Source organism: Chitinophaga sp. (genome assembly GCF_035538455.1).
GTDB lineage: Bacteria > Bacteroidota > Bacteroidia > Chitinophagales > Chitinophagaceae > Chitinophaga.
The window spans coordinates 40,570-58,035 of record NZ_DATLKJ010000249.1 but is presented as its reverse complement, the minus strand read 5'-3'; the positions used below and the strand labels follow the sequence as shown (position 1 = coordinate 58,035).

The following is a 17,466-nucleotide window of genomic DNA, read 5'->3' as shown; positions in this document are numbered from 1 at the left end:
CGTCCATTACCGCATTCAGTATTTTAAAATCATACTGTGCATCTTCGGATGATTTTACCAACGCCTGAACATCTTTGGGGAAACAGCTGCCGCCGTAACCTATACCAGGAAAGAGAAAGCGTTTGCCGATACGATCATCGCTGCCGATACCCCGGCGGACCATGTCCACATCTGCACCCAGTTTTTCACATAATACTGCGATTTCGTTCATAAACGAAATCTTGGTGGCGAGGAATGAGTTGGCGGCGTATTTGGTGAGCTCAGCGGATTTTTCATCCATGTATATCACAGGGTTCCCCTGCCTTACAAATGGCGCATACAGCTCGCCCATTACTTTGCGGGCGCGTTCTGAGTTGGTGCCGATCACCACCCTGTCCGGTTTCATAAAATCTTCAACAGCTACGCCTTCACGCAGAAATTCAGGATTGGATACCACATCAAATTCTGTTTTGCTGTTTTTGGCGATGGCCGCTATCACTTTCTCCGCAGTACCAACAGGTACTGTGCTCTTATCCACGATCACTTTGTAATCAGTGATGATTCTGCCGAGCTGGTCTGCCACTTTGAGTACAAATGAAAGGTCAGCAGATCCGTCAGCGCCTGGTGGCGTTGGAAGGGCAAGGAAAATCACTTCCGCATTTTTTATACCTTCTTCCAGGCTGGTGGTAAAAAACAAGCGTTCTTCCTTCAGGTTACGCTCAAATAATTTTTCCAGTCCTGGTTCGTAGATCGTAATCTGACCAGCGGATAATTTTTTTACCTTCTCGGCATCAATGTCCACACAGGTCACTTCATTACCTGTTTCTGCGAAACAGGTGCCGGTTACAAGACCTACATAACCGGTGCCTACTACTGTAATCTTCATGCGGGGTGTTGGTTTAGAAATGATTTGACAGAGTGAATAATGTGATCCAGTTGATCACTGTCCATTTCAGTGTGTATTGGCAAGGAAATCACCTTAGTGGTGAGTTGATCGGTTATGGGTAAGTCAAAGGAAGCGCTGCCAAAGTGCTCAAACATTTTCTGCTGGTGGGCGGGAACTGGGTAGTAGATCATGGAAGGCACCTGTTTTTCCTGGAGGAATTTCTGTAGTTCATTCCTGTCTGCTCCATTCAGTTGCAGCGTGTACTGATGGAACACGTGGTGGCTGTTTGGTGCGCGGTATGGTGTGGTAATCTGTGGTATCTCTGCAAAAGCGGCGTCGTATGCGTCTGCAACGGCGCGGCGGGCTTTAATGTACTCGTCCAGCAATGGCAGTTTGATCCGCAATACTGCTGCCTGCAGGGTGTCCAGCCTGGAATTGCAGCCTACTACATCATGATAGTAGCGGGCTGACTGGCCGTGATTGGCTACCATCCTGATTTGCGCTGCCAGGGCATCATCGTTGGTGAACAATGCGCCGCCATCTCCGTAGCATCCCAGGTTCTTGGATGGGAAGAAAGATGTACAGCCGATATGGCCAATAGTACCGGCCTTTTTAATACTGCCGTCACTGAATGTATAGGCGCCGCCGATAGCCTGGGCGTTATCTTCAATAACGTACAGGTTATGCTTTGCAGCTACCGCCATCAGCGGTTCCATATCTGCAACATGCCCGTACAGGTGCACAGGCACGATAGCTTTGGTTTTGGGGGTAATGGCCCTTTCCACCTGGGCTATATCGAGGCAATATGTTTTGGGATCTACATCCACGAAAACAGGCTTCAGCTGCAGTAATGCGATCGCCTCTGCCGTTGCAATGAAGGTGAAAGAAGGTGTGATCACTTCGTCGCCAGGTTGAAGGCCAAGCGCCATCATGGCTATCTGTAATGCATCGGTGCCATTCGCGCAGGGAATCACATGCTTTATGTCCAGGTATTGCTGAAGCTCTTCTGCAAAGCGCTGCACGGGCCCTCCGTTAATGAAAGCAGCGCTTTCCAGCACCTCGAGTAAGGCTTCATCAACCTGCGGTTTAATCTTCTTATACTGGCGTTTCAAGTCAACCATCTGAATAGGCACCATATGCTATGTATATTTTTATTTTGTTTAAAGTGTGCAAATTTACAAATTTTGGGATTGGCTGGTGATTATCTTTACGTAGCCAAAAAAATTCAGTAAAAGTACGGAAGCGGATGTTAGCAACGATCATTTATAATACAGGAATCCGGTTATACCAGGCAGGCGTAAAACTCGCTGCCCTGACCGGCAAAGCAAAAGCGGCCAGCTGGCTCAAAGGCAGGCAGGACTGGCGCTTGCGCATGACCCGGGACGGAGCAGGCAGCCAGCCTCTTGTCTGGATCCACGCCGCTTCCCTGGGTGAATTTGAGCAGGGACGACCGGTACTGGAGGCTATCAGGTCGCAATATCCGACCTATAAAATTCTGTTAACTTTTTTTTCCCCTTCGGGATATGAAGTGCGGAAAGACTACAAAGGGGCTGATTATGTGTATTACCTTCCCTTGGACACCGCTGCCAATGCCCGTGATTTTATAGAGATCACAAAGCCCGCCCTCGCTATATTCGTCAAGTATGAGTTCTGGTATCATTTCCTAACGGTGTTGTATACACGTAAAATACCTACCCTGCTGGTATCGGGCATCTTCCGCCCGGGACAGGTCTTTTTCAAAGGATATGGGAGTATGTTCAGGAAGCTGTTACGCCAGCTTACGCACATCTTTGTACAGAATAGAGCATCGCTACAGCTGCTTGAAGGAATCGGCCTGCATAATGCCAGCCTGAGCGGGGACACCCGCTTTGACCGCGTGGCAGCGCTTTTGCAGGAACACCGGAATCTGCCTGTTGTGGAAAGCTTTGCGGACAGCAACAGGCTGCTGGTAGCCGGTAGCACCTGGCCTGAAGACGAAGAACTGCTGGCCGCCTGGTGGCGTCAGCAATCTCATACGGATGTGAAGCTTATCATTGCCCCTCACGAGATCCACCAGGATCACATCAGGCATATCCGGGGCCTCTTTCCGGATGCCATAACCTATACGGAGCTGGATAGTGGAGCTTTTGTAGCTGCGAGGGTATTAATTATTGATAACATCGGCATGCTGACAGCCCTGTATCGTTATGCATTTATTGCCTATGTAGGCGGGGGATTTGGTAAAGACGGAATACATAATCTGCTGGAACCGGCTGCCTACAGCAAGCCGGTGATTATTGGCCCGGAATACAGCAAGTACTTCGAAGCCGTAGAACTGGTGGCGCTGAAAGGAGCGTTACCGGTTAATGGATTGGATAACTTTAATGCCTATATGAAGTCACTGTTGGAGGACCGGGCTTTTTATGAAGCGACGGCTACAATTGCCGGCCACTATGTTGATACCGGCAAAGGGGCTACAGGGAAGATTCTGGAATATATTCAGGAGAAGCGTTTCCTTAGCAAAGCATAAAATTGCTGCACCAGGTGATGGTCATCCTGCCATCCCTGTATGATCTTGATCTCGCGCTGTATCCAGTAATCAGCTTCCTGGAGGGAGCTGCACTCGTTGATCGTTTTAACAGAACGCTCGTAGAGGTCAGTGTCGCCACGGAAAAGCTCCTGGATGAACTGGTACTTGTCGTTGATACCGATAGCGCTCTTGAGATCCTTTACAGGCATATCTCCCAGTTTCTGTGCTATTTCCACCTGTTGCTGACGCAGGTGGTCGTTGAGAGAGGTCCCGTTGTTTCCCACGAGCTCATTCAGTTCCTTTCGGATGCCATTCACATTTTGTTGTGGCTCAGATGGAGCAGGCGCTGGTGCGGGAGCAGCAGGTGCATCTACCTGATCGAAGAGTGTTGCAGCCACCGGTTTTTCTTTGGGGGGTGGAAGAGGAGCGGGTTTACTTTCCACAACATCTGGTCGTGTTTCCGCAGTTATGGGCTGTGGTTCTGGTTGTGGGGCGGCCACCGGTGCAGGTTTAACTGGTGGCTCCGGAGATTCATTTACAGGAACAACCGGTTTATCTGCGGGTAATGTTGTAGTTTGCGGTGGTGTAATGGTCACCGGTTGCTGGCCCGGCATAATCACCGCTATATTACTTTGCCGCTGCTGTACTTGCTGTTGATGCTGCTTATTACGGGCATGCAACACTTCAGCCTGCAGCAACTGTACGTAATACGAGAGGGTCTGCAGGTCAGCATCGGAATTTCTCAATTCCTGTAACTTGTCAATTAATGCACTTATTTTTTCCATGCCTTAATTGTTAACGCTTTGTGAGAGAAATTATTTTATTTGCATAAAATTAGACTATTTTAATTAATTAATAATCAAAATAATACAATATGTTTATTGAACCTTCTCTTGCAGGAGGACGGAGGGGCTGGATTGAAGTAATATGCGGCTCTATGTTTTCCGGAAAAACCGAGGAGCTGATTCGCCGCCTGAAACGTGCACGCATAGCTAATTTAAAGGTAGAAATCTTTAAGCCCTCAGTAGATCTCCGTTATGATGAAGGCAGTATTGTATCTCATGATGAAAATGCCGTTGTATCTACGCCGCTGGAGAATTCCCAGCAAATATTGCTGCTGGCGCAGGAGGCGGATGTGGTTGGGATAGACGAAGCACAGTTTTTTGATGCGGAGCTTCCTGCTGTATGCGATCAGCTGGCGCTACGGGGCATACGGGTGATTGTGGCTGGCCTGGACATGGATTTTATGGGTAAACCCTTCGGACAAATGCCTTTTATGCTCGCAAAGGCAGATTATATAACCAAGTTGCACGCCATATGTGTGAAGTGCGGCAACATTGCTAATTACTCTTATCGTAAATCTTCTTCCACAGACACTTTTCTTTTAGGAGAAAAAGACCTGTACGAGCCAAGATGCAGGCATTGCTATTATGAAGTGAAATAAGTTGCTAGCTGTTTGTTGTTTTCACCTTAAAGGTAAATTTCTTTTGTGTCAGATAGCTGAATGCAACCACCAGTACGGTTGTACAGATCTTTCCTATGGTAGGATAGAAATGCAGGTGGTCTACAAAAAACTTCATGAACACATAATTGAGCATGATGCAGATGGCTACCAGTATGAAATAACGAAGCAGCTGAATACGCCCGCGAATATTGGAGTCAGAGAATACCACATATTTGCTGAGCAAGAAGCCGGTTGGGAACGTCACAGCCATCGCCATAAACAGGGCTGCTATATGCGCGCTGATATCGATAAAGGGAAGGTGTACGATCTGGTGGCGCAGGATGTAATTATAGGAAATGAAATACAGGAATATATCCAGCAGCGTATTACTTCCTCCGCAGGCAAGATAACGGAAGGTCTGTCTCGGCATAAACCGGGAGAACGGCTGATAGAAGAAATCAAGTATCTGTAATATAATACTACGTATCATATATGACAAAGTAACATGCGTGCATGTGTGAAAAAAAACTGCCGCAAGTTAGCCCTTTTGATTTTTTTTCGGAAGTACTTTAACTTTTATCTTAACATATTGCGCTTTTTCCATGCAGATGAATGTGGGGCCGAATTGCGCTGGGCTTGCTGTAAAGTTAAATTATCCTGCTGCCATATGTGTGCGGCCAGCAACGCCGCCATTTTCTCTGTATCAGGATCTGTTTCCTGTAGTGCCTGCGGCGTAAAATACCTGCTGATAAAGTGGGTGTCGAACTTTCCTTCAATAAAGGCCGGTTGTTGTAATGCCCAGCGGCCAAAGGGAAGCGTGGTGCGTATTCCCTTTACCTGGTATTCATCGATCGCACGGATAAGCCGGTGACGGGCTTCTTCACGGTCGTTGCCCCAGGCAATGAGTTTTGCGATCATAGGATCGTAGTATATAGGAATATCCATGCCCTGTTCGTAGCCATCGTCTACACGCACACCGTAGCCTTGTGGCCGTACGTAGGTTTCCAGTTTTCCTGTATCAGGCAGGAAGTTGTTGATCGGGTCTTCAGCACAGAGGCGCAGCTCAATGGCATGACCATTCATCTTCAGGCTTTCCTGTGTGAATGATAACTTCTCTCCGCGTGCAACACGAATCTGCTCTTTTACGAGATCCAGCCCGGTAATCAGCTCTGTTACAGGATGTTCTACCTGCAGGCGGGTATTCATTTCCAGGAAATAAAAATTCAGCTGATCATCTACCAGAAACTCTACAGTACCTGCGCCATAATAGTTACAGGCTTTGGCTACGTCCACGGCACATTGTCCCATTGCAGCCCTGATAGCGGGTGTAAGACAGGATGATGGTGCTTCTTCAATCAGTTTCTGATGCCGGCGCTGAATAGAACATTCTCTTTCAAAAAGATATACGCAGTTGCCATGACGGTCGCCAAGGATTTGTATTTCTATATGTCGAGGTGAACCTACATATTTCTCAATAAAGACAGCATCATCCCCAAATGCGTTCAGTGCCTCACTTTTAGCTAGTCTGATCTGCTCATCCAGTTCTTCCGGGGCATTAACGATACGCATACCTTTACCACCGCCACCGGCAGAAGCCTTTATCAGTATTGGGAATCCTGTTTTTTTCACCACTTCACGGGCTTCCTCCACACTACGGAGAGGTGTTTCCGTACCTGGCACCATCGGGACGCCAAATTTCTGTGCTGCCTGTTTAGCGGCGAGCTTGCTGCCCATCACTTCAATGGAAGCGGCAGAAGGGCCTATGAAAGTGATACCCGCATCTGTTACCTGTTGCGCGAAGCGGGCATTTTCACTCAGAAAGCCATAACCGGGATGTATGCCATCTGCGCCTTTTTCTTTTGCAATGGCGATGATTTTTTCTCCCAACAGGTACGACTGGTTGGAGGGTGCTGGTCCTATACACACTGCTTCATCTGCATATTGCACAAATGGCATGGTGCGATCGGCTTCTGAATATATGGCTATCGTTTTAATGCCCATCTCATGTGCAGAGCGCATAATGCGCAATGCTATTTCCCCACGATTGGCAACCAGGATTTTTTTCATAGCTTTTCTGCTTTAAGCATGCTGCTTTTAGGCAATATGCCCAAAGCAATTTTTTAACAGGGGGCTAATATACTTAAAAATACATAACGGACTAATCGCTCACGGCTAACTCCATTTTTGTCTATCTTTGCCCCTGATCATGAAACAAGGAAATTCCGTTCAACAGATAGTGACGCTCGTTAAAAAGGATTTGCTGCTGGAATTACGCCAGCAGTATGCATTTTATGGGGTATTGCTATATATATTGTCTACTGTGTTTGTTATTAACCTGATGATGGGTAAGCCGGAAGATAAACTATGGAATGCCCTGTTTTGGGTGATACAGCTGTTTGTTGCGGTGAATGCTATTGCCAAGAGCTTTATGCAGGAGAGTCGCGGGCGCCTGCTTTATTTCTATTCCCTGGTGCATCCGCGTAACTTTATTGCCGCCAAACTGATATACAATGTGATCCTGATGGTGATTATGAGTTTGATTGCGCTGGGATGCAGTATGGTATTTCTCGGTAATCCGCTCAACAATGCGGCTTATTTCACCGGTATAGTGTTGCTGGGTGGCACCAGCCTTTCGTTGCTCTTCACTGTGCTGGCCGCGATTGCGGCCCAGGCCAACCACAATGCGGCATTAATGGCTGTAATGGGGTTCCCGTTGGTGCTGCCTGTGCTGATGCTGCTGGCCAACATCTCCCTGTCTGCATTTGTAACCGTATATCAACCTGGCCTTCCGAAAATGTTTCTGCTGTTAGGAGGTATGGATGTCCTTATTATTGGTCTTACTATGATTCTTTTCCCCTTCCTTTGGAAGGACTGATTCGAAATATCAAAGAAATCCATCACTTATATGAACGAATTTTAACAGGAATTTAGGGATGTTTGATAAACTTAAAATCCCCTAAAATCTTTGTGATTAAGGATAAAACGTGTAGGTTTGCCCCCGAATATAGCTGTTAAAAAATGGCCAGACATTGGTGGAAAGCATTAGCGATACTGCTGCTGATTTATGTAATTATCGCCGGGTTTACTATTGAGATACCTATAATAGGAACCAACGGACAGTCATCCCGCGGATTGTTCTTTCACGTGCCGATGTGGATATGCATGTATACGATGTTTACCATATCTGTTGTTAACTCTCTCCTTTTCCTTTCCAAATACGATCTGAAGAAAGATGTGATTGCCTCCAGCGCCGCCAGGGTGGGTACCTTTTTTGGCGTGCTGGGGTTTGCCACCGGATCGCTGTGGGCTACCTACACATGGGGTGGTACCCTTACAGATGATCCCAAGCAGATCTGCACGGCTATCGCGATCCTGATATACATGGCTTATCTTGTGCTGCGCATGTCCATTCATGACTTGGACAAACGGGCACGCATATCCGCAGTTTTCAACATCTTCGCATTTGCACTGCTTATTCCGCTCACCTATATTATCCCCCGTATGGTGGACTCGCTGCATCCCGGCAGTGCCTCCACTCCGGGGTTCGCTTCTAAGGACACGAGCGGCACGATGAAAATGGTATTGTATCCTGCCTTTATCGGATGGACGCTGCTGAGCGTATGGATCTTTTCACTGGTGGTGCGTTATAAAAAACTAGAGCTTAAAAATATTTTTAAATGATCAATAAAGCATTTTCATATTGCCTAACGCTGCTACTGTTACTGGTATCAGTGCTGGCAAATGCGCAACAGCAGAACACTGAGTCCGGGCCTGTTAATGAGTTTTTCCGCAGCAACGGTAAAATTTATGTGATAGTAGGTGTTTTAGTGATCATCTTCCTGGGCATTATCCTGTTTCTCATCAGTATCGACAGAAAGATCAGCAGGCTGGAACAACGGGAAAAGAGCAATCCATGAGCTAACATAAGCTAACATTCTAATCATTATACCAAAACAAATCCATATTATGTCGCAAGATCAGCATTATAGCTTTTTCCAGAGTGTGGAAAGAAGTTTCGACAAAGCAGCTGTATTCACCAAATGGGACAAAGGTATCCTTGAGCAGATCAAAGCCTGCAACGCTGTATACCAGATTAAATTCCCTGTAAGAATTGGTGATTCAGTACAGGTAATAGAAGCATACCGTGTGCAGCACTCTCATCACAAACTGCCTTGTAAAGGTGGTATCCGTTTTAGTGACGAAGTGAACCAGGATGAAGTGATGGCGTTGGCTTCTCTGATGACCTACAAATGCGCGATCGTGAACGTGCCTTTTGGTGGTGCAAAAGGTGGTCTCAAAATCAATCCCCGCAATTATACTCCGTTCCAGCTGGAAGCTATTACCCGCCGCTATACTGCTGAACTGGTGAAGAAAAACTTTATTGGTCCCGGCACAGACGTTCCTGCTCCTGACTACGGTACAGGCGAAAGGGAAATGAGCTGGATCCTGGATACTTACATGAGCCTCCGTCCGGGCGAAATTGATGGCTATGGTTGCGTAACCGGTAAGCCTGTTTCCCAGGGTGGTGTGCGTGGCCGTACTGAAGCAACCGGTCTGGGTGTGTTCTACGGTCTGCGCGAACTGTGCAATATCAAGGAAGACATGGACCGCCTTGGCCTCACTACCGGTATAGAAGGTAAGAGAGTGATTGTTCAGGGTATGGGTAACGTGGGTTATCATGCTGCCAAATACTTCCACGAAGCAGGTGCTAAGGTTATCTGCCTGATCGAATGGGATGGCGCTATTTTCAATGAAAATGGCCTCAATCCTGAAGACGTAATGAAGCATAAGAAAGAAACCGGCTCTATCGTTAACTTCCCTGGCTCCACACTGCTCAATAAAAACACAGACGGTCTGGAACTGGAATGCGAAATCCTGATTCCTGCTGCACTGGAAAATGTAATTGATAAACACAATGCTCCTAACGTTAAAGCCAAGATCATCGGTGAAGCTGCCAATGGTCCGCTGACGCCTGAAGCAGACGAAATCCTGAACAAGAAAGGTGTGATCGTAGTGCCTGACATGTTCCTGAATGCCGGCGGTGTTACCGTTTCTTATTTCGAATGGCTGAAAAACCTCAGTCACGTACGTTATGGCCGTCTCGGCAAACGCTTCGATGAGAACATGAACATCCACATCCTTCAGACAATTGAAGAACTGACTGGTAAGAAAGTATCTGACCAGGAAAGGAAATTCATTGCACATGGTGCTGATGAAGTGGATCTGGTTTACTCTGGCCTGGAAGAAACCATGCACACCGCACTGCACGAAGTACGCGATGTAATGATCGCTAATCCGCAGATCCATGATATGCGTACTGCTGCCTATGTATGCGCAATCAACAAAGTGGGTGCTGCTTACGAGCAATTGGGTATCTTCCCTTGATTTGCAACGAAAGAATATCAAGATAAAAAGGAAGCCTCGCGTAATAACTACGCGAGGCTTCCTTTTTATCTTGATATTCTATGCTCGTCTTTACGGGATCGGGTTGTTCCTGGTAGAAAATTACCACCGTGGACCCGGCGCCGGTACTGGAATACATAGGGATAGGCGGAATTGATGCGGAGGTGTATACAGGGGGTGTGTAGTTATTTAAAGTTATCAAGATCTTTCCGGGTATCCAGGCAATTCCTCCAGGAAGCGCCACTGCTGTCCGCTGCTGTAGGTACAGCAGAATGTATTTACTCCGTTGGTAATTGTAAGAAAAGCGGCAGGAATCACCATATTATAGCGCACTACCTGTTCCAGCGTCTGTTGAGAAAGGGGAACGTTCATCTCCTTACATTCCACCAGCATCCAGGGCTGCATTTCCCGGTTGTATATTACAATATCGAATCGTTTTTTCATCTCTCCCAGTAATATCTCTTTCTCTATACCTATTAATGATTGCGGATACAACAGTGTTTTCACCAGGTAATTCAGAAAATTCTGTCTCACCCATTCTTCGGGCGTAAGCACAACATACTTTTTCCGGAAGCGGTCAAAGATCAGTTCTTTGCCTGCTTCATTCACTATTTTAAAGTCCGGGGCCGGGAAGTTAATCGCGATCAATACTTGTTACGGTTTTATGAATATTGCGAAGATAGGGCCTAAATATGGAGATTAGCGGCAAAAACCTTATATTTGCGTGTCAAAAGGCTATGAAGACAAAAGAAGAAATTGTAGCTAATTGGCTGCCCCGCTACACAGGTGAAAAGCTGGAGAATTTTGGCTCCCACATCCTCCTCACCAATTTCAGTAATTATCTGACATTATTTGCCGAGTGGAATGACGTTGAAGTTATTGGCGCTGGAAAGCCCATGCAGTGTGCAACAGCTGGCGATATTACCATTATCAACTTCGGTATGGGAAGTCCCGGTGCTGCAACTGTTATGGATCTGCTTTCAGCCATTTCCCCCAAGGCGGTATTATTCCTGGGGAAATGCGGTGGGTTAAAGAAGAAGAACGCTATCGGAGATCTGATTCTGCCTATTGCAGCTATCAGAGGAGAAGGTACCTCCAACGACTATTTTCCTCCTGAAGTGCCTGCGCTGCCTGCGTTTGCGCTGCAAAAGGCTATCTCCACCACTATCCGTGATTCCGGACATGATTACTGGACAGGTACTTGTTATACAACAAACCGTCGGGTATGGGAGCATGACGCTGAATTCAAACTATACCTGGAGCGTGTAAGAGCAATGGCTGTGGATATGGAAACAGCTACTATCTTTTCTGTAGGCTTCTTTAACAAGATCCCTACCGGTGCTCTGCTGCTGGTTTCTGATCAGCCCATGATACCGGAAGGTGTGAAAACAGAAGAAAGCGATAAGAAGGTCACAACTAAATTTGTAGAACGCCACCTGAAGGTAGGTATCGATTCATTACAGAAACTGATCGACAGCCACCAGACCGTGAAGCACCTGCGTTTTTAGAATTGTTGTATCTTCCCGTTATGCATTCTTCACGGGTAGAGATCCAGGACATGGAAGTTACTTTCCATGCCCGTAATACAATAACCAGGGCTGTAAATCATATTTCCCTTACAATCGGGAAGGGAGAAATTGTCGGCGTAGTGGGAGAATCCGGTTCAGGTAAGTCTGTAACGGCTCTCTCGCTCATGCGCCTGGTGCAGTCGCCAGGAAGTGCCACACATGGCCGGATATTGTACCGGCATGAAGATGAATCCCAGTCAGACCTGTTACAACTGACTGACGCTGAAATGAGGGCTTACCGCGGCAATGAAATCGCGATGATTTTTCAGGAACCCATGACCTCCCTAAACCCCTTGCATACCTGTGGTGCGCAGGTCTCCGAAGCCATCCGGTTACATAAGCATATATCCCGTGAAGCCGCGCGTGCAGAGGCTATCGCATTGTTTGAAAAAGTTAAGCTCCCTGATCCTCCATCCATCATGAACCATTATCCGCATGAGTTGTCTGGCGGACAGAAACAACGTGTGATGATTGCCATGGCTATTTCCTGTAATCCCCGCCTGCTGATTGCAGATGAACCCACTACCGCACTGGATGTAACAGTACAAAAAGCTATCCTGCTCCTGCTGAAAGAATTACAGCAGCAGATGGATATGAGCGTATTGTTTATTACACATGATCTGGGCGTGGTGGCCGAAATTGCCGACAGGGTGATCGTGATGTATAAGGGGGATATTGTTGAAGAAGGGGAGGTGAGCCAGGTATTTCATGCACCGCAGCATCCATATACCAAAGGGCTGCTGGCCTGCCGTCCTCCGCTGGATAAGCGGTTGGTGAGGCTGCCTGTTACCCGCGACTTCATGGATACCGACTCACATGGCCGGCTATACGAAAAAGCAGGGGCTGTAAAGGACCTGATAAATTCGCTCGTGATCAGCGAGGAAGCATTACAGGCACGACGCCGGCAGTTGGAGAACAGCCTGCCGCTGTTGGAAGTTCATCATCTGCAGACCTGGTTTCCTGTAAAGAAAAGTTTTGCGGGTAAGGTGCAGCAATGGTTCAAAGCGGTAGATGATGTGAGTTTCTCTCTTACTGCCGGGGAAACATTAGGCCTGGTAGGAGAGTCTGGATGTGGAAAAACTACACTGGGCCGATCTTTATTAAGGCTGATAGAACCAACGGGGGGAAGTATTGTTTATAAAGGGCAGGAGTTGCGGAGTTTATCTGGCAGGGCCATGCGGGATCTGCGGAAGGATATGCAGCTGATCTTCCAGGACCCTTACGCTTCTCTTGATCCGCGGCAGACTGTGGGTGCGGCTATACTGGAACCTATGCAGGTACATGGATTACATGGCCGTGAAAATACACAGAAAGAGAAAGTGCTGGAGTTGTTGGAAAAGGTGAATCTGAAGGCGGAGTTCTATAACCGTTACCCGCATGAGTTTTCAGGGGGCCAGCGGCAACGTATTGTGATAGCGAGAGCATTGGCAGTTGATCCTTCTTTTATTATTTGCGATGAGTCGGTTGCTGCACTTGATGTGAGTGTGCAGGCTCAGGTACTGAACCTGCTGATCGGGTTGCGTGAGGAGTTTGGTTTCAGCTGTATCTTCATATCACATGATCTGTCGGTGGTACGTTTTATAAGTGATCGTATCATGGTGATGCAGAAAGGCAGGATTGTGGAAACCGGACCTGCTGACGAGGTGTATAACCATCCGGTGCATCCCTACACACAACAGCTGATAGCAGCAATACCGAAGGGTATTTAATATATAAATATTTGATTGGTATGATGTTAAATCATTTTTTGATGAAACAGATATTAATCGATACCTTTGCACCCTCTAAAAAAATCATTCATACCGTAATATGAAACTATCACAGTTCAAATTCGATCTTCCTTTAAATCTGATCGCACAGCACCCTTCCAAGACGAGAGATGAATCACGTTTAATGGTGGTACATCGTAATACCGGAAAAATTGAACACAAAGTATTTAAGGATATCCTTGGCTATTTCAATGACAAGGATGTGATGATTGTGAACAATACGAAGGTATTTCCTGCGAGGTTGTATGGTCGTAAAGAGAAGACAGGCGCAAAAATTGAAGTATTCCTGCTGCGTGAGCTGAATAAACAGAATCGCTTATGGGATGTAATCGTTGATCCGGCACGTAAGATCCGTGTGGGCAACAAGCTGTACTTTGGTGATGACGAGTCGCTGGTGGCTGAAGTTATTGACAATACTACATCCAGGGGACGTACTATCCGTTTCCTGTTTGAAGGCAACGATGATGAGTTCAAGCAGGTGCTGGATGCACTGGGCGAGACGCCGTTGCCTAAGTATATCAAGCGTAAGCCAGAGGAAGAAGACAAAGAGCGTTACCAGACAGTGTATGCAAAATACGAAGGCGCTGTGGCTGCACCTACTGCAGGTTTGCACTTCAGCCGGGAGCTGATCAAACGCCTGGAGATCAAAGGTGTTAAGTTTGCTGAAGTAACGTTGCATACGGGGCTGGGTACATTCCGTCCTATCGAAGTGGAAGACCTCAGCAAACACAAAATGGATGCTGAATATTTCCACATTGAAGAGCATGCTGTGAAAGTGGTGAACAAAGCGAAAGAAGAGAACCGCAAGGTGTGTGCTATCGGTACTACATCGGTGCGTGCTGTTGAGTCTTCTGTAACCGCGCAGAACATGCTGAAGGCTGCTGAAGGGTGGACTAACACCTTTATTCATCCGCCTTACGACTTTGCTATTCCCAATGCGCTGGTGACCAACTTCCATCTGCCTAAAACCAGCTTGCTTATCATGACCTGTGCATTTGCAGGCTATGATCTGATCATGGAAGCATACCAGCAGGCTATCAAAGAGAAATACAGATTCTTCAGCTATGGCGATGCTATGCTGATTGTCTGATGATCTTAGTACATTACTGATCCTCTGCCGCCTGGCAGAGGATTTTTTTTGCCCCTTCACCTACAAGTAGTAATCTTATATATTAAAGCTGTATCACGACAGTATATGGATAAACGTAACAAGGTAGCGGTTATCGTGGCCGGAGGCACCGGGACAAGGATGCAGAGCAGTGTCCCCAAGCAGTTTTTGGACCTGGCTGGCCGTCCCGTATTATATCACAGCATTGCAGCCTTTATAGCTGCTTTCCCGGATATAAGCATTGTGCTGGTATCTGCTGATGCCTATTCCGATCACATCAGCAATGTATTACAACATTTCACCGGACAGAACATCATTGTGGTGAATGGGGGGGAAACCCGCTTCCATTCAGTAAAGAATGGTCTGCAGCAGGTGAGTGGCGATGCAGTTGTGTTTGTACATGATGGTGTAAGGCCGCTGGCCTCAGCGTCGTTGATCCGTCACTGTTATGATGCTGCATTGAGCTATGGTAGCGCCATTCCTGTGATTGATATGAAAGATAGTATACGGGAAGTAGAGGGAGAAAAGAACAGGGCGGTAGACCGTGAGCGTTTTAAGATTATACAGACTCCGCAAACTTTCCTGTCGGAATTAATACTGCCGGCATTTGAACTTCCTTATGATCCGTTGTTTACGGACGAGGCAACGGTGGTGGAACGCCTGGGACACGCTGTGTATCTGATTCCCGGTGAAGAAGCCAATATAAAAATCACCAGGCCGCTGGACCTGGTGATCGCTGAAAAATTACTGACACTGCGTGAAAGCCATTAAACGCTTTTGGCGGTTTCGCTCAGTCCCTTATTTATTTTCTGTAATATCTGGTGTGCCACGTCAAGTGCCTGGAGGCCGTCAATAGCGTTAACGGCTACTGGTTTGTTGTGCAGGATACTGTCGCGGAACAGTTCCAGCTCCATGCGGATGGCATTAGATTGTTTTACTTCAGGATTATCGATAGCGATGGTTTTTTTACCGCTGTTGGTTTCGATATCGAGTGTGAAGAGGCCTTCGTCTTCGGGTGTTTTGAGTTTGATGATTTCGGATTTTTTATCCAGGAAATCGATCCCGATGTAGGCATCTTTCTGGAAAAGGCGCATTTTACGCATTTTCTTGAGGGAAATGCGGCTGGAAGTGAGGTTGGCTACGCATCCGTTGTGGAATTCAATACGCACATTGGCAATATCCGGCGTATCACTCATAACGGCTACGCCGCTAGCAGAGATACGGTTTACGGTTGATTTCACGATACTCAGCACAATATCGATGTCGTGGATCATAAGATCCAGGATCACGCTGACATCGGTGCCACGCGGATTGAATTCGGCAAGGCGGTGCACCTCAATAAACATGGGATTGAGATCATAGCCTTTGAGGGCCAGGAATGCGGGATTGAAGCGTTCTACATGGCCAACCTGAAATTTGATATTAGCCTCATCCACCAGTTTTACCAGTGTTTTGGCCTCATCCATCGTATTGGTCATGGGTTTTTCCACAAAAATATGCTTGCCATTACGGATGGCGAGCTCACATAATTTGAAATGCAGGGTAGTGGGGGCTACAATATCGATAGCGTCTACGACTTGTATCAGCTCTTCCGCCACGGTGAAGCGCGGGATATTGTATAGCTCTCTTACACTTTCCGCATTTGCATTGCTGGGGTCATAGAAGCCGACAACTTCTACATCTTTCATGGTCGCGAGTTGTGAAAGATGTATTTTGCCTAGATGTCCTACCCCGAAGAGTCCTATTTTGAGCATACCGGATCTGAATAAATAAATGCGAAAGTAAACACATTTAGGGATTTCCGGATTTTCGTATGTGGAAATTTATTTATGTTCTGAGATATAGCACGGTGTCCGGAAAGAATCCGGCCGATGGATATTACATGATGCCCTCTTCAACGAGGCTGTAATAGCCACTTTCAGAGACAATGATATGATCCAGTACTTCGATGTCCAGCAGTTGCCCAAGATCTTTTAGCCGGTGTGTGATCCGGATGTCTGCCTGGCTGGGGCGCAGGCTGCCGGAAGGGTGGTTATGGCAGAGCAGCAGTTTAGAGGCCTGTATTTCCAGTGCTTCCCTGAAAATGATCCTGGGGTCCACAACGGTGCTGGTCATGCCGCCGCTGCTGATACAGCGATAATGCAGTACTTTGCTGGCATTGTTGAGGAACATCACGTAAAATGTTTCAAAGCCCAGATCGGCGAGCAGGGGCTTGAAGAAGAGCGCAGCGTCGGCGCCTTTTCTGATCACGGTTTTCTTATGTATGTTACCGGCTTGCCTGCGGCGGGCAAGTTCCATGGCAGCCATGATGGTTACGGCTTTGGCGCATCCTATGCCCCGTAGTTTCTGGAGTTGTCTTATGCTTATTTTTCCCAGCTCGGAGAGGTTGTTATCTGCGATTCGCAGGATCTCTTTGGCGAGGTCAAGAGCGGACTTACTCCTATGGCCTGTATTCAGGAGGATGGCCAGCAGCTCGGCGTCACTGAGCGCAGTGGCTCCTTTGCTGATGAGTTTTTCGCGGGGCTGATCATCTTCAGCCCATTTATGAATGGCGATATGTGGCAGGGGAGAGGTGTTAACAAACATGATCAGTTCCGTTTACTCCAAATATACAACTACCAAGTTATTCTCTTTTCTCTTTCCCCCATTTTAATATTATATTTAGAAACCGTTGCGCTGAGAAAAAATTAGTCTTGCTTTTAGTTGTATTTAATCTATTTGTTAATAATAAAATATGATTTATGCTATTATGTGATATGTCATTTGAATGAAAAATAAATTATTGCTGGTACTCCCAAAA

The 17,466-nt window shown here is 46.9% G+C and carries 18 protein-coding genes; 10 read left to right on the top strand and 8 right to left on the bottom strand.

All coding sequences use genetic code 11. From position 1 onward, the window contains the following. Both VM802_RS29240 and VM802_RS29235 read right to left on the bottom strand, forming a co-directional pair. Positions 1-865: UDP-glucose dehydrogenase family protein (locus VM802_RS29240; protein WP_325537495.1), on the bottom strand; the 865-nt coding region annotated here is incomplete at its 3' end. Next, a complete protein-coding gene (locus tag VM802_RS29235; RefSeq protein WP_325537493.1) occupies positions 862-2,001 on the bottom strand; it encodes a DegT/DnrJ/EryC1/StrS family aminotransferase in 1,140 nt (379 codons plus the stop codon). The genes VM802_RS29240 and VM802_RS29235, both read right to left, overlap by 4 nt. 110 nt (positions 2,002-2,111) lie before the next feature. Here VM802_RS29235 and VM802_RS29230 point away from each other — a divergent pair, with 110 nt between their 5' ends. After that, positions 2,112-3,374 carry a 3-deoxy-D-manno-octulosonic acid transferase gene (locus tag VM802_RS29230; RefSeq protein WP_325537491.1) on the top strand — a complete coding sequence of 421 codons (1,263 nt, stop codon included), beginning with the start codon at positions 2,112-2,114 and terminating at the stop codon, positions 3,372-3,374. On the opposite strand, the gene VM802_RS29225 is transcribed toward VM802_RS29230, so the two are convergent. Next, a complete protein-coding gene (locus VM802_RS29225; protein ID WP_325537489.1) occupies positions 3,344-4,159 on the bottom strand; it encodes a DUF8457 domain-containing protein in 816 nt (271 codons plus the stop codon). The genes VM802_RS29230 and VM802_RS29225 overlap by 31 nt on opposite strands. An 89-nt stretch (positions 4,160-4,248) precedes the next feature. Between VM802_RS29225 and VM802_RS29220 the strand changes: the two genes are divergently transcribed. Further along, positions 4,249-4,818 (top strand): thymidine kinase, encoded by a 570-nt coding sequence (locus tag VM802_RS29220; protein WP_325537487.1) that lies wholly within the window; start codon positions 4,249-4,251, stop codon positions 4,816-4,818. Between the two features lie 4 nt (positions 4,819-4,822). Here VM802_RS29220 and VM802_RS29215 read toward each other — a convergent pair whose 3' ends face one another. Beyond that, positions 4,823-5,308: a GtrA family protein gene (locus tag VM802_RS29215; protein ID WP_325537485.1), complete on the bottom strand. Its 486-nt coding sequence runs from the start codon at positions 5,306-5,308 to the stop codon at positions 4,823-4,825. An 86-nt stretch (positions 5,309-5,394) separates the two neighbouring features. Further along, a complete protein-coding gene (gene accC / locus VM802_RS29210; protein ID WP_325537483.1) occupies positions 5,395-6,885 on the bottom strand; it encodes an acetyl-CoA carboxylase biotin carboxylase subunit in 1,491 nt (496 codons plus the stop codon). Between the two features lie 139 nt (positions 6,886-7,024). On the opposite strand from accC, the gene VM802_RS29205 reads away from it, so the two are divergent. From VM802_RS29205 to VM802_RS29190, 4 genes are all read left to right on the top strand, one after another. Further along, positions 7,025-7,693: a heme exporter protein CcmB gene (locus VM802_RS29205; RefSeq protein WP_325537481.1), complete on the top strand. Its 669-nt coding sequence runs from the start codon at positions 7,025-7,027 to the stop codon at positions 7,691-7,693. A 143-nt stretch (positions 7,694-7,836) separates the two neighbouring features. Further along, complete coding sequence (ccsA, locus tag VM802_RS29200) at positions 7,837-8,499, top strand: cytochrome c biogenesis protein CcsA (RefSeq protein WP_325537479.1); 663 nt, start codon at positions 7,837-7,839, stop codon at positions 8,497-8,499. Beyond that, on the top strand, positions 8,496-8,735 hold the full coding sequence (locus tag VM802_RS29195) for a CcmD family protein (protein WP_325537477.1): 240 nt from the start codon (positions 8,496-8,498) through the stop codon (positions 8,733-8,735). Before ccsA ends, VM802_RS29195 begins: the two co-directional genes overlap by 4 nt. Before the next feature lie 49 nt (positions 8,736-8,784). Next, positions 8,785-10,203, top strand: coding sequence for a Glu/Leu/Phe/Val family dehydrogenase (locus tag VM802_RS29190; RefSeq protein ID WP_325537475.1), 1,419 nt, complete (start codon positions 8,785-8,787; stop codon positions 10,201-10,203). A gap of 216 nt (positions 10,204-10,419) precedes the next feature. Here VM802_RS29190 and VM802_RS29185 read toward each other — a convergent pair whose 3' ends face one another. Continuing rightward, positions 10,420-10,869, bottom strand: a complete 450-nt coding sequence (locus VM802_RS29185) for a type I restriction enzyme HsdR N-terminal domain-containing protein (RefSeq protein WP_325537473.1) — start codon at positions 10,867-10,869, stop codon at positions 10,420-10,422. 89 nt (positions 10,870-10,958) lie between these two features. On the opposite strand from VM802_RS29185, the gene VM802_RS29180 reads away from it, so the two are divergent. From VM802_RS29180 to VM802_RS29165, 4 genes are all read left to right on the top strand, one after another. Continuing rightward, positions 10,959-11,729, top strand: a complete 771-nt coding sequence (locus tag VM802_RS29180; protein WP_325537471.1) for an AMP nucleosidase — start codon at positions 10,959-10,961, stop codon at positions 11,727-11,729. Positions 11,730-11,749: 20 nt separating this feature from the next. After that, on the top strand, positions 11,750-13,498 hold the full coding sequence (locus VM802_RS29175) for an ABC transporter ATP-binding protein (protein ID WP_325537469.1): 1,749 nt from the start codon (positions 11,750-11,752) through the stop codon (positions 13,496-13,498). 100 nt (positions 13,499-13,598) lie between these two features. Further along, entirely contained in the window at positions 13,599-14,648 is a 1,050-nt protein-coding gene (queA, locus tag VM802_RS29170; protein WP_325537467.1) for a tRNA preQ1(34) S-adenosylmethionine ribosyltransferase-isomerase QueA, read from the top strand. A gap of 105 nt (positions 14,649-14,753) precedes the next feature. Then, positions 14,754-15,437 carry a 2-C-methyl-D-erythritol 4-phosphate cytidylyltransferase gene (locus VM802_RS29165; RefSeq protein WP_325537465.1) on the top strand — a complete coding sequence of 228 codons (684 nt, stop codon included), beginning with the start codon at positions 14,754-14,756 and terminating at the stop codon, positions 15,435-15,437. Here VM802_RS29165 and VM802_RS29160 read toward each other — a convergent pair. Then, a complete protein-coding gene (locus tag VM802_RS29160) occupies positions 15,434-16,420 on the bottom strand; it encodes a Gfo/Idh/MocA family protein (RefSeq protein ID WP_325537463.1) in 987 nt (328 codons plus the stop codon). The genes VM802_RS29165 and VM802_RS29160 overlap by 4 nt on opposite strands. Positions 16,421-16,544: 124 nt before the next feature. After that, entirely contained in the window at positions 16,545-17,252 is a 708-nt protein-coding gene (gene radC, locus VM802_RS29155) for a RadC family protein (protein ID WP_325537461.1), read from the bottom strand. Positions 17,253-17,466 lie beyond the last annotated feature (214 nt).